The 26,142-nt window shown below is 48.1% G+C and carries 17 protein-coding genes and 2 tRNA genes; 10 read left to right on the top strand and 9 right to left on the bottom strand.

Annotation, left to right across the window (positions count from 1 at the left end; translation table 11 throughout):
* Positions 1-231: 231 nt before the first annotated feature.
* Positions 232-840, bottom strand: a complete 609-nt coding sequence (locus DU002_RS08360; protein ID WP_114337916.1) for an HvfX family Cu-binding RiPP maturation protein — start codon at positions 838-840, stop codon at positions 232-234.
* A 203-nt stretch (positions 841-1,043) separates the two neighbouring features.
* Between DU002_RS08360 and metA the strand changes: the two genes are divergently transcribed.
* The 4 genes from metA to DU002_RS08340 all read left to right on the top strand — a co-directional run bounded on the left by metA (position 1,044) and on the right by DU002_RS08340 (position 7,249).
* On the top strand, positions 1,044-2,003 hold the full coding sequence (gene metA, locus DU002_RS08355; protein WP_114337915.1) for a homoserine O-acetyltransferase MetA: 960 nt from the start codon (positions 1,044-1,046) through the stop codon (positions 2,001-2,003).
* An 11-nt stretch (positions 2,004-2,014) separates the two neighbouring features.
* A complete protein-coding gene (gene metH, locus DU002_RS08350; protein ID WP_199405200.1) occupies positions 2,015-5,695 on the top strand; it encodes a methionine synthase in 3,681 nt (1,226 codons plus the stop codon).
* Between the two features lie 295 nt (positions 5,696-5,990).
* A complete protein-coding gene (locus DU002_RS08345) occupies positions 5,991-6,815 on the top strand; it encodes a choice-of-anchor A family protein (protein WP_158538004.1) in 825 nt (274 codons plus the stop codon).
* Positions 6,816-6,976: 161 nt separating this feature from the next.
* Entirely contained in the window at positions 6,977-7,249 is a 273-nt protein-coding gene (locus tag DU002_RS08340) for a hypothetical protein (protein ID WP_130565916.1), read from the top strand.
* Positions 7,250-7,365: 116 nt separating this feature from the next.
* Here DU002_RS08340 and DU002_RS08335 read toward each other — a convergent pair whose 3' ends face one another.
* Entirely contained in the window at positions 7,366-7,584 is a 219-nt protein-coding gene (locus DU002_RS08335) for a hypothetical protein (RefSeq protein WP_114337912.1), read from the bottom strand.
* Between the two features lie 768 nt (positions 7,585-8,352).
* Between DU002_RS08335 and DU002_RS08330 the strand changes: the two genes are divergently transcribed.
* Positions 8,353-11,208 carry a glycoside hydrolase family 9 protein gene (locus DU002_RS08330; RefSeq protein WP_114337911.1) on the top strand — a complete coding sequence of 952 codons (2,856 nt, stop codon included), beginning with the start codon at positions 8,353-8,355 and terminating at the stop codon, positions 11,206-11,208.
* A gap of 69 nt (positions 11,209-11,277) precedes the next feature.
* The gene (locus DU002_RS08325; protein ID WP_233496451.1) at positions 11,278-13,434 is read left to right on the top strand and encodes a cellulase family glycosylhydrolase; all 2,157 of its coding nucleotides are present in this window, start codon (positions 11,278-11,280) and stop codon (positions 13,432-13,434) included.
* 479 nt (positions 13,435-13,913) lie between these two features.
* On the opposite strand, the gene DU002_RS08320 is transcribed toward DU002_RS08325, so the two are convergent.
* Positions 13,914-14,315, bottom strand: coding sequence for a hypothetical protein (locus DU002_RS08320; protein WP_147271813.1), 402 nt, complete (start codon positions 14,313-14,315; stop codon positions 13,914-13,916).
* Between the two features lie 90 nt (positions 14,316-14,405).
* Positions 14,406-16,460: an FAD-dependent oxidoreductase gene (locus tag DU002_RS08315; RefSeq protein ID WP_199405199.1), complete on the bottom strand. Its 2,055-nt coding sequence runs from the start codon at positions 16,458-16,460 to the stop codon at positions 14,406-14,408.
* Between the two features lie 185 nt (positions 16,461-16,645).
* Between DU002_RS08315 and sppA the strand changes: the two genes are divergently transcribed.
* On the top strand, positions 16,646-18,505 hold the full coding sequence (sppA, locus tag DU002_RS08310) for a signal peptide peptidase SppA (RefSeq protein WP_114337908.1): 1,860 nt from the start codon (positions 16,646-16,648) through the stop codon (positions 18,503-18,505).
* 87 nt (positions 18,506-18,592) lie between these two features.
* Positions 18,593-19,606 (top strand): asparaginase, encoded by a 1,014-nt coding sequence (gene ansA / locus DU002_RS08305; protein WP_114337907.1) that lies wholly within the window; start codon positions 18,593-18,595, stop codon positions 19,604-19,606.
* A 65-nt stretch (positions 19,607-19,671) separates the two neighbouring features.
* Here the strand turns inward: ansA and DU002_RS08300 are convergent, their stop codons facing one another.
* The 5 genes from DU002_RS08300 to DU002_RS08280 form a co-directional block, all read right to left on the bottom strand.
* On the bottom strand, positions 19,672-20,244 hold the full coding sequence (locus DU002_RS08300) for a GDSL-type esterase/lipase family protein (protein ID WP_114337906.1): 573 nt from the start codon (positions 20,242-20,244) through the stop codon (positions 19,672-19,674).
* A gap of 135 nt (positions 20,245-20,379) precedes the next feature.
* Entirely contained in the window at positions 20,380-23,163 is a 2,784-nt protein-coding gene (locus tag DU002_RS08295; protein WP_114337905.1) for a DUF349 domain-containing protein, read from the bottom strand.
* A complete protein-coding gene (locus DU002_RS08290; protein ID WP_114337904.1) occupies positions 23,153-23,440 on the bottom strand; it encodes a YeaC family protein in 288 nt (95 codons plus the stop codon). Before DU002_RS08290 ends, DU002_RS08295 begins: the two co-directional genes overlap by 11 nt.
* An 11-nt stretch (positions 23,441-23,451) precedes the next feature.
* Positions 23,452-23,775, bottom strand: coding sequence for a hypothetical protein (locus DU002_RS08285; protein ID WP_114337903.1), 324 nt, complete (start codon positions 23,773-23,775; stop codon positions 23,452-23,454).
* Positions 23,776-23,882: 107 nt separating this feature from the next.
* Positions 23,883-25,559 carry an alanine/glycine:cation symporter family protein gene (locus tag DU002_RS08280; protein ID WP_114337902.1) on the bottom strand — a complete coding sequence of 559 codons (1,677 nt, stop codon included), beginning with the start codon at positions 25,557-25,559 and terminating at the stop codon, positions 23,883-23,885.
* Between the two features lie 205 nt (positions 25,560-25,764).
* On the opposite strand from DU002_RS08280, the gene DU002_RS08275 reads away from it, so the two are divergent.
* Positions 25,765-25,841: transfer RNA gene (locus tag DU002_RS08275), tRNA-Asn, on the top strand.
* Positions 25,842-25,860: 19 nt separating this feature from the next.
* A tRNA-Asn gene (locus DU002_RS08270) sits at positions 25,861-25,937 on the top strand.
* Positions 25,938-26,142: the final 205 nt, after the last annotated feature.

Here is a 26,142-nt window from a genome sequence, read left to right as displayed (position 1 = left end):
TACCAGATCGCTTTCAACGAGACTAGAGAGAGCAATAGGGTTTTCAATGTGTTGAGCTGATTAATACGAGATACCCCACACTTCGCTGCAAATACTTACATAATGTTAACAAATCTGTGCATTTTCCATGACAAACAGCAGGTGAACATTAGCTATCACTAACAATGGAGACCTCTATTCAAACAGCGAGCAACCCGACGGTAACCCGCTGTCCCCTGTCTATACGAACCATTAGTTCTGCGATTTCATCACCGAACGATGTACCCAATAATCGACACTGGTATAGCGACCGCCGCCGGTAAAGAACAAAGACAGCAACATCACAAAATAGGTAATGGCAAACTCGATACCGTTGTTAAGCACAACAAAGCTGCCACTCGAACTTAACCACTCGTAATTGCCATGTTCCTGCAGAATCTCTTTCGCGATGGCCAATTTCTGCGCGGATTCCGCCACCTGTTCACTTGCCAACCAACTGTTGGGATCAGCGATCGCCAGCCAACCATTAGGCCAATGTACGCTAAACGCCGCCACTAGCATGGTCACCATCAGAGGGATAGACACCCAGCGCACCAAAATGCCGGGGATCAACAAAATGCCACCTATAAACTCTGCAGCTATAGCCAGACTGGCCAGCAATAAAGGAAACGGCAAACCCAAGCCCCATTCGCTGTTCCCAAACCACTCAACAACGCCGTCAAAGCCCTGTATTTTATTCCACCCTGCTTGGATCATCACGGGCGCGAGATAGAGACGGAGTAACAGGGGCGCAAGGCCATCAATTTGTGAAATCCCCTTCCAGACATTATCTACTGGTGTATAAAGCTGCTTGACGCCCATGGCTCGGTTTCCTCAACTATTTGAATTTGCTATCTACTAAGGATAGACAGGCAAACCCAAGATAATATTTCAACAATTTGTAGCAGCATGGATGGTAAGACTTCTAGACGTCTAAAACCGATTCAGTTAGACTCGTTCTAATTTAGGGCGGTTTACGCCCTTTTTAGTCACTGAACAGTTGCTAGACGTACAGGTTAAAGCTCATGCCGATCCGAATTCCAGACGAGCTCCCCGCAGCCAATATTCTCAAACAGGAGAATATTTTCATCATGCCCGCCTCTCGTGCGGAGCATCAGGACATTCGTCCACTGCGTGTGTTGATCCTTAATCTCATGCCGAAGAAGATCGAAACCGAAACTCAGCTGCTACGTTTACTTTCAAACAGCGCGCTGCAGATAGATGTCGAACTATTGCGCATCGATGATCGCCCGTCGAAGAACACGCCAAAAGAGCACTTGGATGCCTTCTACCGCAGCTTTGAAGAGATTAAAGATAACTGCTACGACGGCTTTATTATTACTGGCGCACCGTTAGGTCAGATAGCGTTTGAAGAGGTGCATTATTGGGAGCGGATGCAAACCATCATGGATTGGTCAAAAAGCCATGTTGTCAGCACCATTTTCCTCTGCTGGGCAGCCCACGCAGCACTAAGCCACTTCTATGGTTTACAACGCCATCTGCGCGAGGAGAAATTATCTGGTGTTTATGAACATCAGGTGCGTGAAGCGGCTAAAGACCACCCGTTGTTACGTGGCTTTGATGAATTTTTCTATGCGCCCCACAGCCGCTACGCCGAAGTCAGAGTAAAAGCGATTGATGAGCATCCTGAGCTGGAGGTGTTGGTTGACTCCGAAAAAGCCGGTTTATACCTGCTAGGTTCGAAAGATGGCCGACAGTTTTTTGTTACTGGCCATCCAGAATATGATGCCAATACCATTGATGATGAATACCGCCGCGATCTTGATGCCGGGATAGACCCGCAGGTCCCGGAAAATTATTACGCTGATAACGATCCAAACCAGCCATACAAGGTGCGCTGGCGCAGCCATGGTAATCTGCTATTTACCAACTGGCTCAACTACCATGTTTATCAGCTCACCCCGTTTAATCTAAACGAAGCGTCTTTGGTTGCATTAAGCCAAGCCCACGCCGAATCGTTATAGGAAGCAGAAGTTTGAACAGAATAGAACGTATTCAGGCACTGGAAACCACACTCAAGCAACGTATTGCCGTTATTGACGGCGGTATGGGCACCATGATCCAGAATCAAAAGCTGGAAGAAGCTGACTATCGTGGTACACGTTTCGCTGACTGGCCATCGGATGTCAAAGGCAATAACGATCTGCTGGTACTGACCCAGCCCGAACTCATCTACAACATCCATCGGCAATACCTAGAGGCCGGTGCCGATATCCTCGAAACCAACAGTTTTAATGCTACCAGTATCGCCATGGCCGACTACGACATGGAATCTCTGGTGGTGGAGATCAATCGCGAGAGCGCCCGCTTGGCACGCCAAGCGGCAGACGATGTCGCCGCGGAAACAGGTATTCCTCGCTATGTTGCTGGTGTTTTAGGCCCAACTAACCGTACCGCGTCTATCTCACCGGATGTGAATGACCCCGGTTTCCGCAATACCAGCTTTGATGAGCTCGTTGAGGCTTATATTGAAGCGACAAACGCTTTGATTGATGGTGGTTCGGACCTGATCTTAATCGAAACGGTGTTCGATACATTAAACGCCAAAGCCGCGATTTTTGCCGTACAAACGGTGTTTGAGCAGATCGGTTACGAATTGCCGATCATGATCTCCGGCACCATCACCGATGCCTCTGGCCGTACTTTGTCAGGCCAAACCACTGAAGCCTTTTATCATTCTCTGCGCCACGCTAAGCCGATCTCATTTGGCTTGAACTGCGCCTTAGGCCCCAAAGAGCTGCGCCAATACGTGCGTGATCTGTCGCAGATCTCCGAGACCTTTGTCTCTGTGCATCCCAACGCTGGTTTGCCAAATGCCTTCGGTGAGTATGATCTTGACCCAGCAGAGATGGCCGAACATATCAAAGAGTGGGCAGAATCTGGCTTAGTTAACCTGGTCGGTGGCTGCTGTGGCACCACGCCAGAACATATCCGAGCCATGGCAGACGCCGTTGCTGGCGTAGAGCCTCGTCCACTGCCCGAACTGGACATCGCCTGCCGGCTGTCCGGTCTAGAACCGTTGGTAATAGATAAAGACACGCTGTTTGTAAATGTCGGTGAGCGCACCAACGTTACCGGCTCAGCCATGTTTAAACGCCTGATCAAAGAGGAGCAGTATGAAACCGCCCTCGATGTGGCCAAGCAGCAAGTGGAGAACGGCGCTCAGATCATCGATATCAATATGGATGAAGGGATGCTCGACGCTGAAGCGTGTATGGAGCGCTTTCTGAAGTTAATCGCTGCCGAGCCCGATATCGCCCGCGTACCTGTGATGATCGACTCTTCAAAATGGGAAGTGCTGGAAGCAGGCCTGAAATGCATCCAAGGCAAAGGCGTTGTTAACTCCATCTCCATGAAGGAAGGTGAAGAAAAGTTCATCGAACAAGCGGTATTGCTGCGCAAATATGGCGCCGCAGTGATCGTGATGGCGTTCGATGAGGTGGGTCAAGCGGATACCCGCGAACGCAAGTTCGAGATCTGTCAGCGCGCCTATAATGTGCTGGTTAACAAAGTTGGCTTCCCGCCAGAAGATATTATCTTCGACCCCAATATCTTCGCCGTCGCTACCGGTATTGATGAACATAACAACTACGCCGTGGACTTTATCGAAGCCACTGCAGACATCAAGCAACACCTACCCCATGCGATGATCTCTGGTGGTGTATCTAATGTCTCGTTCTCATTCCGTGGTAACAACCCGGTACGAGAAGCGATCCACGCGGTATTCCTGTATCACGCCATTAAAAATGGTATGGACATGGGTATCGTGAACGCTGGTCAGTTGGAGATCTACGAAGAGATCCCGCCAAAGCTGAGGGATGCCGTAGAAGATGTGGTTCTGAACCGCACACCTGATGGTACTGAAAACCTATTAGCTATCGCCGATGAGTATCGTGACAGCGGCGCCGCCAAAGAAGATGATGTCGCTGCAGAGTGGCGCGGTTGGGAGGTTGCCAAGCGTCTTGAACATGCGCTGGTTAAAGGTATAACCGACTTTATCGAAGAAGATACAGAAGAGGCACGCCAACAAGCCGAACGTCCACTGCACGTGATTGAAGGGCCATTGATGGATGGCATGAATGTAGTCGGTGATCTGTTTGGTGAAGGTAAGATGTTCCTGCCACAGGTGGTAAAATCCGCCCGTGTGATGAAACGTGCGGTTGCCTACCTAGAACCCTATATCGAAGCAGAAAAAGATGAAGGCCAGACCAACGGCAAGATCTTAATGGCGACCGTAAAAGGCGATGTTCACGACATCGGCAAAAACATTGTCGGCGTGGTACTGCAGTGTAACAACTACGAAGTGATCGATCTTGGCGTCATGGTACCTGCAGATAAAATCTTGCAAGTAGCAAAAGATGAAAACGTCGATATTATTGGTCTTTCCGGCCTGATCACCCCCTCACTCGATGAGATGGTGCATATGGCAAAAGAGATGCAACGTCAGGGCTTTGACCTACCGCTGATGATCGGTGGTGCCACAACTTCTAAAGCTCACACCGCGGTAAAAATAGAACAAAACTACGATGAACCTGTCGTCTATGTCTCCAATGCATCGCGCGCCGTTGGTGTAGCCAGTCAGTTATTAAGTGCCGAGCATAAACCAGCCTTTAGCCAACGCCTGGCTGAAGAGTACGACACCGTTCGCCTGCAACATGCTCGCAAACAGGGTCAAACCAAGTCGGTGTCATTGGCGGCAGCACGTGCGAACCAATTCACCACAGACTGGGAAAACTACACACCGCCCGTACCCAAGCAATTGGGAGTAACGGTTCTCGAACAGGTCGATCTCAGCCTACTACGTGACTATATCGACTGGACGCCGTTCTTTATGACCTGGCAGATGAAGGGCAAATACCCGAGCATCTTTACTGAAGATGAACAGGGACAGGAAGCCAAGCGGATCTTCGATGATGCCAACGCGCTGATCGATCAAGTGATCGCTGATGGCTCACTTAAAGCCGCTGGTGTACTGGGCCTGTTCCCAGCGAACAGTGACGGTGACGACATTCAGGTCTACAGCAACGACGAACGGACTGAGGTCGTGCATACCCTGTATAACTTGCGCCAGCAAGGACAGAAGCGCTCAGGACAGTTCAACTATTGTGTTTCTGACTTTGTAGCACCGAAATCCAGTGGTAAAGCCGACTATATCGGCGGCTTCGCAGTCACCGCTGGTATCGGTGAGGATGAGCTGGCCAAGTTCTATGAAGCTCAGCATGACGACTATAAAGCGATCATGGTCAAAGCCGTCGCAGATCGTCTGGCGGAAGCCTTTGCTGAATATCTCCACCAGCAAGTACGCAAGGTCTATTGGGGCTACGCCCCGGATGAAGTCCTTAGCAATGACGACTTGATCCGCGAGAAATACCAAGGTATTCGCCCTGCTCCCGGTTACCCGGCAAATCCCGAACACACAGAGAAAGCGACACTGTGGAAGCTACTGGACGCAGAAAACGCCACGGGTATTAAACTGACAGAAAACTTCGCCATGTGGCCTGGCGCAGCCGTATCAGGCTGGTATATATCGCATCCTGAGAGCAAATATTTTGCTGTGGCTCAGATCCAACAAGATCAAGCGGATGACTATATGCAGAGAAAAGGCTGGGACAAAGAGACTGCGGACCGCTGGTTAGCCCCCAACCTGTTTAGTTAAGATTTGAACTGAATGCGAAAGCCCTGTTGATTTAACAGGGCTTTTATTTTTTCAGCACGATACAGCCTCAGAAACTGTCAGATAACTTTACAAAACAAGCGTTACGTCACGAATAGTGAGTAAACAACATAAAAAATAAAGTTATGTATCACAGAATAACAGTTTGGTAACATGTACGAGTCTATCGAATGTGCCTAAGGACTTGCGCATGAATTCTCAATCTTTCAAAGCTATTTTCAAGACTTTTTGTCTTTCCAGCTCTCTTGTTGTTTGTGGTGTAGCTAGCGCTAGCCCAATGAGCACGTACAACCTTATTTTGCAGCAGGATTACAACTTCGAGGGCGGTGACGTTGAAGGACGTACGCTAGTCGGCGGTAATCTAAATGCCGAAGGTTTCGGCGCAGTCTTCGGCTCACGTATTACCGAAGATGGTGATGCCCTGTCTGTCGTTGGAGACATCACGGCAACAAATCTGACCATAGAGCGCGGTGATGTGCGTCATGCTGGCAACCTGAACGTTGGCAATATCAATATGAACGGCGGTGGCACTGTTAATTATGATGCTAGCTTCAATATTGACAGCATTGTGAGTGAGCTAAATTCAGAGTCTTCGTTCTATGCTGGATTAAGCGAAAATGCCAGTTTCAACAGCGTAACAAAAACATTCGAATACGATGGTACGGACGCTCTGGCAGTATTTGATGTCAGCGCTGCAGATATCTTCGCCCAGAACTCCAGTCTATCACTAGACTACGGCTTAGCTGAGACCGTCATTATCAACGTTTCTGGCGCAGATATTCTAGTAGAAGGAGGCGTTAATCTGGTTGATGGCTTCCGCCCCTACGAATTTGGTGCAGAAAACATCCTTTGGAACTTCTACGAAGCCGATTCAGTCAATTTTAATAGTATCGCTATGTCCGGCTCAGTCCTTGCTATTGGCGCGGATGTGAGTGGCGGCGCAGTATTCGACGGTAGCGTTGCAGCTAAGTCCTATACCGGCGGACGGGAGTTTCATCAGTTCCTATTCAACCCGCCAACAGTTGAAGTACCCACGCCAGCTACTTTTGCATTTATGCTTTTGGCTTGCTTTGGTGGTCTAGTACTGCGTCGTCAATCATAATCGATTCGGTTAAGGCAAACGTAAAAGGCTCCTCGCGGAGCCTTTTTTGATCCTGCATGTTGCAGTGGCTTCAATACCATGCCCAGCATAACTGGACGCCCCTAAACCAGTTAACTAAATTTAAGTCACCTCTCCTCGTCAAAAAGAAGCGCTGCTGCCTGATGTTTAACTGGCTAAAGAAATCAAAAAAAGCACCGGCCAGCGGCAAAATCGTGCGAAAACGTAGTGGTTCAGGTTCCGTAGCAAACACAATAAAAAAGCCCACAGAAGCGGAAAATAAACTTCGCCGCTTAGGCGTACTAAAACAAAGTGAACAAGACACGGTACGGGAGATAAGAAAGTATATTCGCAATCATCCAAAACAGGCCGCACAGCTAATTAAACTGTGGTTGGAGATGGCCGAGCAACGGGCAAGAGCAGATAAAAAAGACTAAGCGCCGACTCACTTAATGTCACTAGTGCACCACGATATTTAAGTATTAATATTAGAAATCAACATTGATACGAGATCGGCATTAGAATCAGTACCCATTAGCTGGCCAAAGTTAGCTTACAACTCACTGCCTAAGCCCGCATCCGCTTCAAATATACCGGTAATAAACACCTTATAATCAGCTTCACTGTTGGTATGGCAATAGTAATAATTTGGTTCATTTGCACTTGCTATGCAGTTGAACATGAACAGACTTTTAACAGTGACTATTTTTCTATAAGCGACGACAATCAAACTATCAGTTAAGGTATCAACACCCCCAACTTTAGAAGTCATCTACAGCGCCGCCAAAGTTCTACTTATTCACAACACAATGCCATGTTGATGGAATATGGTTAAAGCCTTCCGTTACTTCGCCACTAATAATTTAGGTATTGCTTTAGCAGCCATCTAATGGAGCCTGCAAGCACAAAGACACCCGGCCGCATCAGCGCATTCGCAAATCTTATTCGGCTGATGACTTAGCTCTAGCCCTGTGTCAGCAATGCTCGTCTCGCCTAGCCAGGTTTTTCTGGGATACCGGGGATAGCATCGTCGCCAACCTGTCTTTCCCTCTTGAGTTTGTCGGATCATTGCACAAAATCATCCAATTAATGATACGGAGCAAAGAAATGTTAAATACAAAGTTTTAATACACGCATAATAAATTAGATAACGAAGTAAATAACAATGTAAATAACAACGCAGATATAAATCCTTAATTATACCGGCGCCGCTTATTAGCAATTAATTAAACCTTATTTAAATGAACGCATATAAATTAATAAACCCAATGCTAATTAAACAGATGCTCACCCAATAAAAAACTGCGCGCACTCCACTCTAAATTAAAAACATTCGCAATAACTAAACAAATAGATATAGACATTTGAGTTAATTACTTTTTTGATGTCTTAAGTTAAATATGTTTATTATAAAGGTTACGCAGTTGTTACAATTTTTTAAATGGATTTAATTAGTGTTTTCTTTTGTAGCTATTTGCGTAATGGATGCGTGATGCAGTTTTATAGCGCTACTTTAAATTCAAGGATAAGAAATTTTGATATGAAATTATCTAAATTATTTCTCGCAACACTGGCATTTAGCCAGATCCCCATGGCCGTTGCCCATAATTATGGTGAAGCACTACAAAAATCTATTTATTTCTATGAAGCACAGCAATCAGGTGCTATCCCATCGTGGAACAGAAATGAATGGCGCGGTGATTCTGCAATGCAGGATGGTCACGACAACAATGTTGACCTAACAGGCGGTTGGTATGATGCCGGAGACCACGTTAAATTTGGTTTTCCAATGGCAGCTACAGCGACCATGCTGGCATGGGGTGTCGTTGATTACCGGGATGCTTACGAGCAAACCGGCCAATTAACACATATTGAAAACAACTTACGCTTTGTTGCTGACTACTTTGTGAAAGCCCATGTTGCTCCTAACGTGCTTTACGGCCAAGTAGGTAAAGGCTCAGTTGACCACTCATGGTGGGGGGCTGCGGAAGTGATGCGTATGCAACGCCCTTCCTACAAGGTCGATGCTCAGAACCCCGGCTCAGACTTGGCAGGCGAAACCGCTGCGGCGTTAGCAGCTATCTCAATCGTGTTTAAACAAACTGATCCCACTTATGCCGCGACGTTACTGACCCACGCAAAACAACTTTACAGTTTCGCCGATAAATATCGCGGTAAATACTCTGATTCGATCACTGATGCTAAAGCTTTTTATAATTCCTGGAGCGGCTATCAGGACGAATTAGTATGGGGCGCACTTTGGCTTTATCGCGCCACCGGTGATAGCGAGTTTCTAGTCAAAGCAAAAGACGAATATAAGCATCTAGGGACAGAGTCTCAAACCAATACTAAGTCATACAAGTGGGGACAAGCCTGGGATGATAAGGCGTACGGTTCGTACGTACTGATGGCATCACTCACCGATGAGTCTGAATATCAGGCTGACGCTGAGCGCTGGTTGGATTATTGGACCGTGGGTTATAAAGGCAGCAAAGTACGTTATACACCGGGCGGTATGGCATTCCTCGATACTTGGGGCGCGGCGCGCTACACCGCTAATACTTCTTTTGCCGCACTCGTGTACTCAGATTACTTAAAGTCTCGCGACCTGAAAAAAGACAAAGCAGATATCTACTATAACTTTGCCAAGGGTCAGTTAGATTACATCTTGGGTGATAACCCGCTGAATATCTCTTACCAGATCGGTTACGGCAATTACTATCCAACTAAGCCACATCATCGTACTGCCCACGGTACGTGGAATGACAGCTCTAGTCAGCCAGTGGAAAACCGTCACCTCTTGGTTGGTGCGCTGGTGGGTGGTCCTGGTTTGGATGATTCATGGACCGATGATCGTGGCGATTATGTTAAGAATGAAGTAGCGACAGATTACAACGCGGGCTTTACCTCTGCGCTAGCACGCTTGTGGCTAGATGAGGGTGGCACACCGATTCCGGCATCTCAGTTCCCAGTAGCGGAAGTCCGTGATACCGAATTATTTGTTGAAGCCAAGGTTAACTCTGAAGGTCCACGTTATATCGAGCTAAGTACAAAGGTGCACAACCACACTGCTTGGCCGGCAAGAACAACCAGTAACTTGAAGTTTCGTTACTGGGTTGATTTAACCGAAGTTTATGACGCTGGCTACACCGCGAATGACGTATCTGTATCAACAGCATATTCTCAAGGTTCGGGGATCTCCGGTTTACACGCCTGGGGAGATAAAGCTGACAACCTGTACTACGCCGAAGTTAGTTTAGAAGGTGTCGACGTTTATCCGGGTGGCCAATCAGCCTCGAAAAAAGAGGTGCAGTTCCGTTTGTCTCTACCCACCAATACCAATCGTTCTGATTGGGATAACAGCAATGACCCTTCGTGGGATAACTACGGTTCAGGCACCAAGAACGCACCGAAGATCGCGCTCTACGATGGTGACACCTTAGTTTGGGGTGAAGAGCCGAGTGCCTCTTGTGGTGACAGCACGGGTATCAACTGTGCGCCAGTAGCCAAAGGGGCACAACTAGTCACCGCTTATGAAACACCGGTACAGGCCATGCTGATAGGCAGCGATAGTGATGGTTCCATCGCTAAGTACCAAGTGGCGATGCAGCCGCAGCAAGGTGTAGTCAGTATCGACGGTGATATCGCGCAATATACGCCTGACGACGGTTTCTTCGGTGACGATAAGTTCAGCTTTACTGTGGTTGATAACGATGGCGCAGTGTCTTCTGCAGCTGACGTGACAGTACAGGTGGCTGCGCCAATCATCCCTGCCGTAGCAATCACATCACCCGCGGATGGCGGTGAAGTGAAAGCCGGTGAGTCAATTGATGTACGCATTAATTTAAAGAATGCCCATGGCGCCAACCTTTACGTAGACGGCATTTTGATTGATAGCCGTGTGGGTAATGGTTCGATCAAAGTACAGATACCAGATCAAGCAACGCAAATTGAAATCACTGTGGTAAGCACTGATGAACAAGGTGAAGAACTTGCCGCACAAGACAGTGTAAGACTGACCGTGGTTGAAGAAGCTGATCCCGTAGATCCGGTTGATCCTGTCGATCCAATTGATCCGGTACAACCGGGAGATATCAGCTGCCAGATTGGTTCCGTAGATCAGTGGCACAGCGGATTTGTTTTAAACAACATCAGCATCACCAATAACGGCAACGAAGCTATTGATGGTTGGAAAGTGAAACTGTTGTTCAACGAATCTGTTGCCTTTGTTAATGGTTGGAATGGTGTGATGGAGATGACAAGTAATGGCCGCGTGCTTCACGTTAGCCATATGTCTTACAACAGCAAAATCCAACCCGGACAAAGTACCAGCTTTGGCTTGCAAGGTGAGCACGGCGGTAATTTTACTGCCCCTGATTGCCAGCTAGATAAGTAAATTTTTGATAGATCGTCCACCGAACGGCTGCTCGCAAGGGCAGCCAATATCAAACAAAAATGAAGAAATATGATGAAGAAATTTAAACGGAATTTATTGTCTCAGCTTACTTCGGCCGCACTGTTTACCTCATTGAGTGTTGGTGCTATCGCAGCACAGTCGACAAACAACGACGATTGGCTGCACGTAGAAGGTAATCAAGTTAAAGACATGTACGGCAATACAGTTTGGATGACAGGTGCCAACTGGTTTGGTTTCAATACCACTGAGCGTGTATTTCACGGCCTTTGGTCTGTCAATCTAGAGAATACGCTGCAAAGCATTGCCGATCGTGGGATTAACATCCTGCGAGTACCTATCTCTACAGAGTTGCTTTATGAATGGCAGAATGGTCAGGCATCTAAAGCGCAAGTAAATAGCCACACTAATCCAGATCTTGCCAATGCGACCTCACTGGATGTTTTCGATGCCATGGTCGTTGCGTCGAAAAAAGTCGGTTTAAAAATCTTACTCGATGTTCATAGTGCCGAAGCCGACAACATGGGTCACTTTGCACCGCTTTGGTATAAGGGTGAAATGACGTCAGAGGTGTTCTACTCCACATGGGAGTGGGTAACTGAGCGTTATAAAAATGATGACACCATTATTGCGTTTGATCTAGAGAATGAGCCCCATGGCAAACCTTGGGCAGACAGCGAATTTGCCAAATGGGATAACTCCAGCGACGAAAATAACTGGAAATATGCCTGCGAAACGGCAGCAAACCGTATTCTCGACATCAACCCAAATATGTTGGTGATGTGTGAGGGTATTGAGTCTTTCCCTGTGGATGGTAAAACATGGACTAGCCGTAACGATGATAGCTACCACAGCACTTGGTGGGGCGGAAACCTGCGCGGCGTGAAAGATTACCCAGTTGATTTAGGCGACCGCCAAAGTCAGTTTATGTATTCCCCCCATGACTACGGCCCATTGGTTCACAAGCAGCCTTGGTTCTATGCCGGATTTAATAAAGATTCACTCTATAAAGATGTCTGGAAAGACAACTGGATGTTCATTCATGAAGAAAACATTGCCCCGCTATTGATTGGTGAATGGGGCGGCTTCATGGATGGTGGAGACAATGAAACATGGATGGTTGCAATGCGTGACCTGATCATTGAAAACCGCCTGCACCATACTTTCTGGTGTATCAACCCGAACTCTGGCGACACCGGTGGTTTGTTGGACCATGATTGGACAACATGGGATGAAGAAAAGTACGCCCTGTTTGAGCCTAGCTTATGGAAAAATGAACAAGGTAAATTCATTGGTTTAGATCACCAGATCGCTTTGGGCAGCAGTAAAACAGGCCTTAGCTTGAATGAGTATTACCAGAACCAAACCACGTCGGTCACCATCTTATCGCCGCAAGCGGGTAGTCAGGTAATGGCTGGAGCCAACGTCAATATTGGTTACAACTTGACCAAAGCCGAGAAAGTAAACGTTTATGTCGATGGTAAGTTCGTAAAAACAGGCCCAGCCACGGGCAGCGTCAGTGTGAAAGCGCCTGCTGATGAAGGTAACTTCACCATTAAGCTAGTGGCTGTTGATAACGCTGGAACTGAACTATCTGAAATGGATTCCGTGTCTTTGACCGCGGTTCAAGAAGCACCTTTGAACCCTGAGATTGGCCTAAAATCCCCTACCGATGGTACTCAAGTTGAAGTCAATGCCCCCATTAACATAGAAGTGTCTTTAAATGATGCGGCTGGTTTTGAGGCAGTATTGGGCGGCGAAACCATGCGCTTTGATGGTATGCGTGGTCAGATCAACGCACCAGCGACGGCCGGCAGCTATGAGCTGGTAGTCACCGCACTGGATGATCAACAGCAGTCATTGCAGGTCAGCGACCGTACCATGATTGAAGTGGCTGCCGTTGAAAGCGGTGAAGTGTCTTGTGAGCTGGGATCGGTTGATGTCTGGCATTCAGGCTTCGTTCTCAACAACATTAAGGTCAGCAACAACAGCGGTGACAAAGTGACGGCATGGCGTGTGGTACTTGAATTCCCCACCGCTGTCGCCTTAGCTAATGGTTGGAACGGCGAATTCTCAGCCGAAGCGCAATCAATCAAGGTAAGCAATGTGTCCTATAACGGCAATATCAATCCGGGCCAAAGCACCTCATTTGGTCTGCAAGGTAGCCACAATGGCGACTTTAGCGAACCGACATGTCACGTGGAGTAATCGCTTAGTTCAAGTGTTGCGGAGTGCGTAGGAAAAAGCGCCTACCGCAACATCTATGACTATCTACTGAACAGCCGAGCCCCGCATATGTGGAGCTCGGCGCATAGGCGACTAAAACACCACATCGAACAGTAGAGAGGTCACTTTGGCGCTCTGACGAGAAACTTCAACGGTTTGAAAATGTGCTTTGAATAAATCGATCGGTAAGATACTGCTCAATTAATACAGCTATGGTTGCAACTTGCAGAGCAAACTAAGAGTACAGCAATGAAAAGAGATAAATAGGATCTGAAACATATCGATTTTTTTTGGCGTCATGTTGACGTGTACAGATCCCATCAGAAGATAGATCAACGGTATACGTCTAATCTATCGTCCAACTAAATCCGTTCCCATGCTCTTTTGACACCATCTGACCAACTGATATCGTCAAAAAAGAGCGTATTCAGAGTTGAGCAGTTCAAATTTGATACAAGGAGCTATAACAACAACAGCAATGCCGCAGCACCAGCAATAACGCTCGGAGACCACCACGGAAGTTGGAACTCGGTGTCTCCGACGGGTGTTGCATCATCAGCCGAAATAACCGGCTCCATCTTTTTTCGCCCTTCCATTTGGTGGATCTCCACCATTGAGGGTCGATCTTTGGGGATAAAGCCAACGGAGTCGTCTGAGTGCAAGACCTTGTCGAGGGTAAAGAAATAGCTTTTCCCCTCATGGGTGTGTAAAACCAAAGTGTCACCGCTTTCAATACCAGTCAGCCAGGCTTGGCGTTTACCTAACTCTGCGTCTGGTTCTGATACGGGCACAGCCACATAACGAGTTGTGGTGCAGGCAGACAGCAGAATTGCCATAACAAACATTATCAACTGTCTTCGCATTACCGTTTCTCTTATTCCATAGCTATTGGCCGCGGAGTTAACGCGGCACAGTATTCATTAAAGCGCTTATTGAATTATGCGTCTTTCGATTTAAAGGGCAGCAGCGACTTCAGCGCCGTCACGAATAGCACGTTTAGCATCAAGTTCTGACGCCAGTTTCGCACCACCAATCAAATGCACTGACGCACCTTGCTGTAACAACTGGTCATAAAGATCGCGCTTTGATTCTTGTCCCGCGCAGAGAATAACATGATCAACATTCAGCAGTTGCCGCTGACCTTCAACTTCAATATGTAAACCATCGTCATCAATTCTCAGATATTGCACGGCTGCCATCATCTTAACGCCATGTTGCTTCAGTGCTGCCCTGTGGATCCAGCCAGTCGTTTTGCCCAGGCCGGCGCCTACTTTACTGCTTTTTCGTTGCAGCAGATATATCTGACGGTGCGATTTATCTTGTTTACTTTCACTTACCTGCTGTACATCAGGCTTTTCTTTTAAACCACCAGGCGTAGCCAATGCCGGATCGATACCCCAGGTATCTAACCAGCGAGGTAAATCGGTGGTCGTCGATGGATGCCCTTCAACCAGATACTCCGCTACATCAAAGCCAATGCCACCAGCACCAATAATCGCGACCTTTTCCCCTACTGGTTGATGCTCTCGCAATACATCGAGATAACCCAACACCTTATCGTGATCGATACCTGGGATCGGTGGCGTTCGTGGCGTAATCCCCGTAGCGATGATAATTTCGTCGAATTGTTGCGATAACAGTGACTCACAGGTTTGCGCTTCCCCTAAGCATTGCTCAACCCCCGCGGTCATCAAACGATGACGGAAGTAACGTAGGGTTTCGTAAAACTCCTCTTTGCCGGGGATCTGCTTGGCATAATTGAACTGCCCGCCAATATCGTTATCTTTGTCAAACAACGTCACTTGATGACCACGCTCCGCCGCATAACAAGCCGCCGACAAGCCCGCAGGGCCGGCACCGATCACGGCGACGCGTTTGGCTTGTATCGCAGGTTTAATGACCAATTCTGTTTCATAACATGCCAGAGGATTAACTAAACAACTGGCACGCTTGCCTTTGAATACATGGTCGAGACAGGCTTGATTACAAGCGATACAGGTATTAATCGCTTCCGCTTGGCCGGCAGCCGCCTTGTTCACAAAGTCAGCATCAGCCAACATAGGCCTCGCCATCGACACCATATCGGCATCGCCTCGGGTGAGAATATCCTCAGCCACTTGCGGATCATTAATTCTATTAGTTGTAACTAAAGGTATCGAGACTTCATCTTTCAGTTTGGCCGTAACCCAACTAAATGCAGCGCGGGGAACACTGGTTGCGATGGTTGGTACCCGTGCTTCATGCCACCCGATCCCTGTGTTAATGATGGTAACGCCAACTTGCTCCAGCCACCTAGCCATCGTAGGCAGCTCTTTCATACTCACCCCTTGATCGACCAATTCCAGCATCGACAACCGAAATACAATAATAAATTCTTTACCAACCTGAGCACGGATCGCTTTGATGATCTCCAACGGAAAGCGCATACGGTTTTCCAGCGAACCGCCCCACTGGTCGTTACGTTTGTTGGTACGCGGGCAAACAAACTGATTGATCAGATAACCTTCCGATCCCATCACCTCAACGCCGTCATAGCCCGCTTTCTGCGCCAGTGTCGCTGTTTTAGCAAACTGCTTGATCGTGCGTTTGACCATACCGTCAGTCATCGCTTTTGGCTTAAATGGGTTGATTGGCGCCTTGATGGCGCTGGGTGCAGCAGAAAATGGGTGATAGGCATAACGCCCAGCATGCAAGATCTGCAAGCAGATCTTGCCGTCATGCTGGTGCACTGCATCTGTAACTTTTCGATGTTTAGCCACCTGAAAGCCAAAGCTAAGCTGTGAACTATGGGGAGCTAGGCGGCCCCGAAAATTTGGTGAGATCCCCCCCGTCACAATTAAGCCAACCCCACCTTTGGCACGGGCGGCATAAAAAGCCGCCAATTTATCAAAACCACCCCGCTCCTCTTCCAAGCCGGTGTGCATTGAACCCATCAACACTCGATTACGTAGAGAGGTAAAACCCAAGTCGAGGGGAGTCAGTAAGTTGGGATAGCTTTTGTTTGTCATGGTGTAGGGCCATCTTTCATTTATTGTTTTTGTTGTACCCAGCTTAATGGTCATACCAGTTGTCGGCAAGTGGCATAGTTCTAATTTGCTACATCTGGTAATTACAATTATTTACAAATTCCGTTACGTTACTTGCCCACAAGGATTTAACATTTCAGTGTGCCCTAATCGGATTAGAAGATTTGATGAAATATCTAAAGAAGTTTTTCAGCTTTATTGGCAAAGCGCTGACCACCACCCGTTCGGTATTAACCAACTTGTTGTTTGTGGTCTTCCTGCTGGTGTTCCTCACCACCCTATTTGCTGACAAAGGGCCTAGCATGCCCGAAAAAGCCGCCTTAATACTGAGTATTCAAGGCAATGTGGTTGAGCAAAAAGTATCAGTTGATCCCGCAGAAGCCTTCACTAAACAGTTATTAGGCGGTAAAGAGAAGCCAAAAGAAACGCTACTCAAAGATATAATCTTCGCCATCGAAAACGCTCAACATGACCAACGCATCAAAGCATTAGTCATCGAAACCCGTGACATGGCGCCCACCGGCCTCAACAAGTTGCAAGCGATCGGTGCCGCCATTGAGGCGTTCAAAGCTTCCGGCAAGCCAGTGTTTTCTATCGGTGACTACTACGCACAGCATCAATATTATCTAGCCGCCCATGCGGATGAGGTCTATCTCAATCCCCAAGGCATGGTGATGCTGGAAGGCTTCGGGCGCTATCGCACCTACTTCAAATCGTTGTTGGAAAAACTAAAAGTAACACCCCATGTGTTCCGCGTTGGTACCTTTAAATCAGCGATAGAGCCTTATATTCGTGATGATATGTCGCCAGCCGCAAAAGAAGCCAACATGGCCTGGATGAATGACCTGTGGACGGCGTACAAGCAGGACATTGCGACACAACGAGGCCTTGACGAAGAGAAGCTGAATTTCTCCATCCAGTCGCTATTAAGCAACTTGAAAGCTGTGGATGGTGACTTCGCACAGATGGCACTGAACACGGGGCTGGTTGATGGCTTAAAAACTCGTGAAGAACTGCGTCAACCGATCATTGAGGTGGTTGGCCAAGATCCTGAGCACAAAAGCTTCAACCAAGTATGGTTACAAGAATATCTAGCCGTTATTCGCCCACACCAGGCTCCCCATGAGCATAAAGACCGCGTCGGCATCGTCATTGCTAAAGGCACCATCTTAAATGGTGACCAACCAGCGGGCACCATTGGCGGTGATAGCACTGCGCGTTTGCTTCGCCAAGCGCGGCTAGATGATGCAATTAAAGCGGTTGTACTGCGCGTGGACAGCCCTGGCGGCAGTGCTTTCGCCTCAGAGCTGATCCGAAATGAAGTTGAAGAGCTGAAGCGAGCAGGTAAACCTGTGGTCGCATCAATGAGTACCTATGCAGCCTCCGGTGGTTACTGGATATCTGTCAGTGCAGATGAGATATGGGCGGCACCGACCACCATCACTGGCTCCATTGGCATCTTCGGCATGATCACCACGATAGATCGCGCCCTTGATCATATCGGCGTGCACACAGACGGCGTAGGCACAACGGATATTGCCGGGTTAGGCATTACCCGTCCGTTAGATCCAGGCGTCAGCGAAATCATTCAGCGCACCATCGAGCACGGTTACCACCAGTTTATCGGGCTAGTTGCTGAAGAACGTGAAATGACCCCTGAGCAGGTCGACAAGATCGCTCAAGGCCGCGTTTGGAGCGGTAAACAAGCATACGAACTCGGCTTAGTAGACAATTTGGGCACACTGCAAGATGCAGTGTCTGCAGCAGCTGATTTAGCTGGTCTCAGTGCTTATGATGTTGATGAGGTTCAGCGCCCCATGAGTTTCAGAGAACATTTGGTCAATCAACTGCTTAATGGCAGTGCCATGGTCATGGCTAACGAACAGGGTCAAGAGTTCAGTGGTTTCCAACCCCAGAGCCAGATCATGATCGAGTTAAAGCGCATGTTTAGTGACCTGTCGGTACTGAATGAGCTAAATGATCCAATGGGTGCCTATGCTCGTTGTCTGGGCTGCGAAATCTATTAAACTCTTAACAATTTTTCTCATCTGAAAAACGTTAAAAAGGTCGTATTTGCCAATGGCAGATACGACCTTTTCACGTATGCTAGCAATATGAAAAGACGTAAAATTTATATCGCCTATACAGGCGGCACTATCGGTATGCGCCACTCTGCCCATGGCTATATTCCCGAACCCGGCTTCCTACAAGACGTGTTGCAGAAAATGCCTGAGTTCCGCCGTGAGGAGATGCCAGATTTTGAGATCCATGCCTATCAGCCGCTGATTGACTCATCTGACATGACGCCGACCGATTGGCAAAATATTGCTGACGATATCGCTCGTAACTATGACAAATATGATGGTTTTGTTGTCCTGCATGGCACAGACACCATGGCATATACCGCCTCGGCATTGTCATTTATGTTGCAAGACTTAGATAAACCCGTGGTAGTCACGGGCTCACAGATCCCGCTGGCTCAATTACGCTCTGATGGCAGAGAAAACTTGCTGGATGCCCTTTTTCTGGCAGCCAACTACCCAATTCCAGAGGTATCTCTGTGCTTTAATCACACGCTATTTCGTGGCAACCGCACAACTAAAGTCCACGCCGATGGCTTTAATGCCTTCGGTTCGCCAAACTTTCCCCCGCTACTTGAAGCGGGGATCCAGATCCAATTAGTCAGTGGCGAAGTGAAACGACCATCAGGTAGGCCTCTGCGCGTTCAATCCGTCACATCGCAACCGATCGGTATGGTCAGCCTATATCCAGGGATCTCTGCAGACGTGATCGCCAATATCTTACGCCAACCGGTCAAAGCCATGCTGTTACACAGCTATGGCGTAGGGAATGCGCCGCAACATAAGCAGATGCTCGAGCTGCTCAAGCAGGCATCGGATCAAGGGATCATTTTGGTGAACTGCACCCAGTGCCTGAAAGGCAGTGTCAATATGGATGGTTATGCCACAGGACAAGCATTACGAGATGTTGGTGTGATCAGTGGCTATGACATGACCACAGAAGCCACGCTGGCGAAACTGCACTACCTACTCAATCAAGCACTTTCCCCTGCGCAGATAAGAGAAAAAATGCAGATAAGCTTAAGAGGCGAACTAAGTAAGCACTAACGCCTTTAGCGACGCAGCACACCTTTCTGGCCGTAAAACTACGCGCTACCTGGCGCCTTTACTAATTAAAAGGCGCCATTCTCTTTTAGCAGAGCAAAAATCCCTTCAGCCATTTGCTGATAACCTTGTTGATTGAAATGCACATAATCAGATTTCAAGCTTGGTGAGCGTTGAAGTGCCGCCATTAAATTACCGTCAAACACCAGATCGTACTCTACTGCTAATTCTCGATATAAAGCGGCAGAGCTGGAGAACAAGCTTTTTTCCGGTATGCCGACTAATACCACTGGGATACCTCTGCCCTGTGCCATCTCGATCATCTTTGCCAAGTTCTGTTTTGTCTCGTTAGCTGGGCGATTCTGAAGAATATCATTCCCGCCTTCAATCAAGAGCAATAGCTCCGGCATCGTCTGATCCAATAGGAAAGGTAAACGCTCGATACCTTGTTTAGTCAGCTCTCCCGAGACCCCGGCATTTATCACGTCACGGCCACTAAGCTCCGCCAATACTGACGGATAGCTATAAATACGCTCAACGCCATAGCCTGCTGTCAGACTATCACCAAACGCCAAAATACGCGCACCATAGGGTAGCGGCTGTAACTTGGGCTGCGAACAACCGGATAAAGTCATAGTCATTATGACTAATAATATTGCGAGCCAATTGCAACGACAGAACACTGCTCTCTCCTCTTTTGCTATCGTCGGTAGATAAAGCGCCAGAAACAAAAGAAGCACCCGAAGGTGCTTCTGCAAACCAAAGCATCAGTGGGTCTAAGCTGTTAAAGCACGCTCAAAACGCTTCAAAGCATCTTCATCCGCTTTCGTCACAGCGCCCGCTTCTAACCACTGCCAAAACAGGTTCTCTACCGAACGCTCGCTATCACCACTGCCATTCATACGTGCTTGTAACAGGGTCAAACGCAGTTGCTGGCGCAGCGCATCACTATTATTGGGCGAATCGAGCCCTGCCAGTAGCTCTGCTTCGATAGTCAAGCGTTCACGTATCTCTGCATCAGCCGGCTTTTCTGCGCCCTTCTCTTGCCACTGTTTGACAGTTTTTTGCCAACGTTCAGGCAATGACTGCAATAGTTCATCACTATTCGCCGTCACCGCTTCAATCAATACTTGATAGTTTCGCTGTTCCTGCTGTTTTTGTCTGGCCGCAATCGCTTCCATGGCTTGTCTGCGCAGATCATCCATTTCAGCTTCCAACTCGCGACGGTCTCGATGAGCGGTCTCACCAATAGCGTCGGCAGCTTGCTGCGCCTGAGCAATACTCTGACGTAACGCCGCGTCATCTTCAGCGGCTGCGATCGCTGCCGCAAATTCACTAAGCACGACTTTATAAGCGTCAGCATTACTCTGCCACTGCTCTCGTTGCTCGGTACGTGAGGCATTGCGCTGCTCGCGGAGCTGCTGCCCCACATACTGGAAACGCTGCCAAAGTGACTTTTCATTCGCACCAGCATAACCGGCATCACGCCACTTTTTCATCAAGCCATCGAACTGCTCGGAGGAACCCGTAGCATCGGAAAGATCGAGCGCTTCTGCCTGTTTAAGTAGCTGCTGTTTCTGTGCTTCATTCACGCTATACAGCTGCTTCAATACATCGGTAACTTTACGCGACGCTTTTACAAACCGATTTTGCACCGCTTTCCGCTTGGCAAAATCAATCTCGCCGCACTGACGCCACTTATTGGACAGCTGACGATACTTTGATTCAAGATCATTGAGTGCCAGCGGGGCCTCTTTGTGCTGTTCATACAACGCCTGAACCGCTTTGATCACCTCTTCACGCTCTTGCAGGTGCTTCTCCCGCTCCTGCTGCTGCTCACCATAAAATTGACGACAGATCTCAAACGCTTTTTCACTTAGCGTATCAAACTGCTCCGCAAGCGGTGTCCAACTTGCTTCGTTACGATCCACTTCCAGCAATTGCCAACGACGACGGGCATCTTTAACGGCATCGGCCTGCACTTTTGGATCCTCGGCGGGAGATTCAGCAAGCGCCTTAATCTCTTCCAGTAGCGCATCGGCTTTGGGTGCCGCGACCAATTGATGCCACTCCAACAACTCCTGCTCTACCGCCGCTAACTTCTGATAACGTTTATCAAAGCGACGCTTAGCCTTATCAGATAGCAATGCATAAGGCTTTGCCAGACGATGAAACTCTCGCACTGCCACTTTTAAACGCCCTGCTTGTTGATGGCGCTCAGCTTTACCCAGAAGCTTGTCTACGGTTTCTTCTGCTTCTTTGCGCATCCTAAAGAGGGCTTTCTTAGCTTTTTCCAGTGGCGTGGTCAGCTCGTTGACCTGCGCACGTAAACCGTCAGGTAAAGGTAAGTCTGAAACCGCTCGCCATTGTCCGCGCCACTCAGCTAGATCAGTCAGGAAAGTCTCGCTGTCAGCATCAATCTGTTGCAACGGGGCAACTAGCGCTTCTGCCTTAGCCAGCTGGGCAGGCAAGTCCTCTAGCTTGACAAGCTGTTCAGTCACGTCCGCTGCAAGCTTGGATAGTGCCATCCAATCTGATTCATTTAATGCTTCAGCGCCTAACTGTTGTTTGAGAGCTGATAACACTTCGGTAAGCGGCTTAATATCAAACGCTTGCTGCTGTTCGATCAACTTATGGATCGCTTTGATATCTACCTGTAAGGCTTCGAAGCCCCCACGCAACATAGCGGCATTTTCTAACTTTTCGTTTGCCGCTTTTTCTTGCGCTTCCGCCTGTTGCCATATTGCCATTAGCTCCTCTAACCGGGCATAAAGGCGTTTAGCAATGCCTTCATGTTTGGCTTGCCACGGCGCAAGCAGTTCCAGTGGCTCCAGCTCTTTGGCTAATGATTGCCAACGGATCTCAAGCTCATTGGCTTTATCGCCTAATGAACGTTGCTCCACCGCCTGTGGCTCGGTCAATTTTTCCGTGACCCCTTGCAGCTGCGCTAACAGCAGCCGGGCTTGCTCATTTAACTCTGCTGGACGCTCTTTAGCGCGCTGTAGCGCTTCAAGTTTGGATACAAAAAACGCTTGTACTTCAATGTTGCCAGCCTTTTTTGCCAAGCGGCGCATCTGCTTTTCATCATCAATCTTGGCAGCAGCCCAAAGCGCAATCTCCGTTGACGGATCGGAATCTGCCGCATCAATGTAGCAACGGGCTTTGTTAATACGTTCTAGAGCCGACTGACGCAAGCTGTCGGCAGGCAGTTGCCGCCAAACAGCTTCGAGGTATTTACGATCCTTACAATCACTGACAAAAGCGGAGACTTGGGCAGTATCTAGAGGAGAGGCTGCAGTGATGATATCTGTCACATGTTGCAACGCCGCCTTCTTCAGACCATCGTCACGCTCCTCACCGGCTGCTAACCACCACAGTGATAATTCATTTAGTTTTTCCAGCGCCAGGCGTCTAACCTGACGGTGACCATCGTTGAACGCAAGCTCACGGAGAATGGTGCGATGGGGTTGATTACTGCTGTCGAGTTCAGCAATGGCGGATTGACGTTTAGCTGGGTCTTTATGTTGCCAGGCGGGGCGGAATAAATTTTTAAATATCATCGTGTCTAAACCTTGCGATAGGCTCTACTGTCTGTCCCTTGAACTGCTGCTTTAAATCGTTCTTGGATAGATGTACCAAGGATCCGTCTTTAGCCACGTTCATATGTTGTGTTTGGTCTAATTTGGTCGCCTGATAGGCGATCACCAACTGCATCGCGTTCTCTTTTTGCTCATCAGAAAGCGAATTGCCATCGGGCCACTTACCAAGTTCTACTGCGGTTTTCAGCCGCTGGTAGCTTTCAAAATCGAGTTTGTTCACCAGCTCGATAATATCCATTTAATAAAGACCTATTGTTTCTTACTAAAAATCAACCAGATACGCAGTGCGATATACCAAATAAAGCCTGCGGCTGACATCGTTTGACCCGCTGTACGTTGCCAATCAGTTTGCAACTCACCATCAAAAAAGGTGACGGCAAAACCTCCAACAAACAGCAATAATGCCAGGAACTGCTGTGTCATGATCCGCTGCTGGCGTTTAATAGCAAAAACCCTCTGCTGACTCGCCCGCTTCTCATCATCCATATCACCAAATGCGTAACCGCAATGCTGACAAACGTCTGCTCGATCTGAGATCCGTTTGTTACAACAGGGACATGGAACAATCGCCATCACACCTTCCTCTTACTAAGCCAAAAACGAAAGAGAGGCATTATGAAATAATTGGCGTTCGATTAAAACTAAAAGGCCCCATCTTGGGGCCTTTTAGTTCATCCGAGTTAATCTTTTCGCTCACTTCGCTGCTGATAAAAATCAGTCCAATAGTCAGCGACGGTGGTTTTCATCTCTCTGCAGAGGATCATGATGCCGAACAGGTTTGGTAGCGTCATCAGTACGATAGCCACCGCAGCCAAATTCCAGACAACGGTAGTATCAGCAACCGCGGCCCATAAGAAGCCGGCACAATAGAAAACCCGATACGGCATCACAGCCTTAACGCCGAGCAGATAGGTCACCGCCCTATCACCATAATATGACCATGCTATAGCAGTTGAGAACGCAAATAGCAGCAAACCGATAGAGACAATGTACTTCCCATAATCTCCAAAAAAACCTTTCGTAAACGCTTTGGTCGTTAACGCCGCAGAGTGCAACAGGGAACGCCCAGTCACTTCCAGCTCTGAGTTAACCAATTTGCCTTTCTCGATCTTCATCTCGCCACTGTAGGGATGGCCGCCAACTAAATAGATGACATCTTCGGCCACCGAATGCGCATTGATCAGCGTATATTCAGGGGCGATGGCAACACCATCCTTAACCGTAACACTGCCGGTATAGGGCTCAACCTTGGCCTCATTACTACCGATAAGGAAACTGGATAAAGCGACCCTATCTGCTTCCGCGGTGTCTGTGTATTGGCCACTCAAATAGCGCATATCCGCTGTTTGGAAGCTATTTTGATGTTTTTCCGTCCACACGCCGGACGACAAGATCACCAAGCCAGTCAAAGTACAAACAATGATGGTATCGATAAAAGGTTCCAGAATAGACACAATCCCTTCCGATACTGGCTCATCAGCTTTAGCTGCGGCGTGAGCGATTGGTGCAGAGCCTTGACCCGCTTCATTAGAAAACAGACCTCGCCCAACCCCTTTATTGAATGCATAAGCAAACGATGCCCCTAAAAAGCCACCCGCAGCAGCGGAACCAGAGAATGCATCAGAGAACACCGAAACCAAAGAGGGAAGAATATTTTGATAGTTATAAAAGATAACTGCTAGAGCACCGATGACGTAGATAAACGCCATCAAAGGCACAATTCTCGAGGTCACTTTCGCGATACGATGGATCCCACCCAAGATAACCAAAGCGAGCAATACCGTCAGTACGCCACCAGTCAACAAAGGTTCAAGCCCAAAAGTGGACTCCATGCTGCTGGCAATATTGTTAATTTGCGGCAGGTTTCCGGTACCAAATGAGCTAATCACGGTAGCGATAGCAAAAATAACCGCCAGCCATTTCATATTCAAACGGCGATCCATGTAATACATAGGCCCACCCGCCATGGTGCCATCGGCGGTTTTTACCCGGTATTTATGTGACAACGTCACCTCAACAAACTTAGTCGTCATACCGAAAAAAGCGGTCGCCCACATCCAGAACAATGCCGCAGGACCACCAATATGGATCGCCAAAGCAACACCGCCGATATTGCCGGTACCCACAGTGCCGGAAAGCGCAGTAGTTAGCGCTTGAAAGTGAGTGGTATCACCCATCGCACTCTTTATGTCGTACTTGCCACGAACCACTTTCCACGCGTGACCAAAATAACGGATCTGAGGAAACTTCAAGTAGACGGTGAAAAACAGCCCCACGCCAAGTAGCACGAATGGAAACCAAGCGGCGGAGCCGAGGAATCCATCTAACATCAATAGAAAATCATTTAGCCCCTGCACGGCAGCCTCCCTGGAAAATATTGTTATAAGTTAATTTTTTGTTATCAAAAGCATACTAGATAAGCTGACATCAGTTTACCAGCCCTAAAATTTGCTTAGGTTGCACAAGGAGTGAGCAACCGATTCAGCTTCCGTAGAAAGGGTGTTGACAGCAAAGATCCCAGACATTAAGATGCGCGCCGTTCCTTCTTAGAAGGACATCTACTCCCCTGTAGCTCAGTTGGTTAGAGCGGTGGACTGTTAATCCATGTGTCGTCCGTTCAAATCGGACCAGGGGAGCCACATTACATAGCAAGTTTATTCCCCTGTAGCTCAGTTGGTTAGAGCGGTGGACTGTTAATCCATGTGTCGTCCGTTCAAATCGGACCAGGGGAGCCACATAAAAGAGCCCAGCAATTATGCTGGGCTTTTTTATGTTTAAGCCAGCAGATAAAGCATCTATTTGTTGAGCTGGTTCATCCTTCCCGAAAAATATTCTTAACCCATTGTAAAGATTACTGACTAGCCCTAGGGTTGGACTACTATTTCCTCTATAGTTAATTTCTAAGATAGATTTGCATATATCTGATTTAACAGGGATAGA

It is taken from the genome of Corallincola holothuriorum (assembly GCF_003336225.1).
Lineage (GTDB): Bacteria > Pseudomonadota > Gammaproteobacteria > Enterobacterales > Neiellaceae > Corallincola > Corallincola holothuriorum.
This window is presented reverse-complemented; position numbering and strand designations above follow the sequence as displayed.

Excerpts from the sequence above, each read along its gene's own strand:
- DU002_RS08300 (WP_114337906.1), bottom strand. The coding sequence starts at position 20,244 with ATGACTATGACTTTATCCGGTTGTTCGCAGCCCAAGTTACAGCCGCTA.
- DU002_RS08285 (WP_114337903.1), bottom strand. The coding sequence starts at position 23,775 with ATGGCGATTGTTCCATGTCCCTGTTGTAACAAACGGATCTCAGATCGA.
- DU002_RS08315 (WP_199405199.1), bottom strand. The coding sequence starts at position 16,460 with ATGACAAACAAAAGCTATCCCAACTTACTGACTCCCCTCGACTTGGGT.
- ansA (WP_114337907.1), top strand. The coding sequence starts at position 18,593 with ATGAAAAGACGTAAAATTTATATCGCCTATACAGGCGGCACTATCGGT.
- DU002_RS08340 (WP_130565916.1), top strand. The coding sequence starts at position 6,977 with ATGTTTAACTGGCTAAAGAAATCAAAAAAAGCACCGGCCAGCGGCAAA.
- DU002_RS08360 (WP_114337916.1), bottom strand. The coding sequence starts at position 840 with ATGGGCGTCAAGCAGCTTTATACACCAGTAGATAATGTCTGGAAGGGG.
- metA (WP_114337915.1), top strand. The coding sequence starts at position 1,044 with ATGCCGATCCGAATTCCAGACGAGCTCCCCGCAGCCAATATTCTCAAA.
- DU002_RS08330 (WP_114337911.1), top strand. The coding sequence starts at position 8,353 with ATGAAATTATCTAAATTATTTCTCGCAACACTGGCATTTAGCCAGATC.
- DU002_RS08335 (WP_114337912.1), bottom strand. The coding sequence starts at position 7,584 with ATGACTTCTAAAGTTGGGGGTGTTGATACCTTAACTGATAGTTTGATT.
- DU002_RS08320 (WP_147271813.1), bottom strand. The coding sequence starts at position 14,315 with ATGCGAAGACAGTTGATAATGTTTGTTATGGCAATTCTGCTGTCTGCC.
- DU002_RS08290 (WP_114337904.1), bottom strand. The coding sequence starts at position 23,440 with ATGGATATTATCGAGCTGGTGAACAAACTCGATTTTGAAAGCTACCAG.
- DU002_RS08325 (WP_233496451.1), top strand. The coding sequence starts at position 11,278 with ATGATGAAGAAATTTAAACGGAATTTATTGTCTCAGCTTACTTCGGCC.
- DU002_RS08295 (WP_114337905.1), bottom strand. The coding sequence starts at position 23,163 with ATGATATTTAAAAATTTATTCCGCCCCGCCTGGCAACATAAAGACCCA.
- DU002_RS08345 (WP_158538004.1), top strand. The coding sequence starts at position 5,991 with ATGAGCACGTACAACCTTATTTTGCAGCAGGATTACAACTTCGAGGGC.
- sppA (WP_114337908.1), top strand. The coding sequence starts at position 16,646 with ATGAAATATCTAAAGAAGTTTTTCAGCTTTATTGGCAAAGCGCTGACC.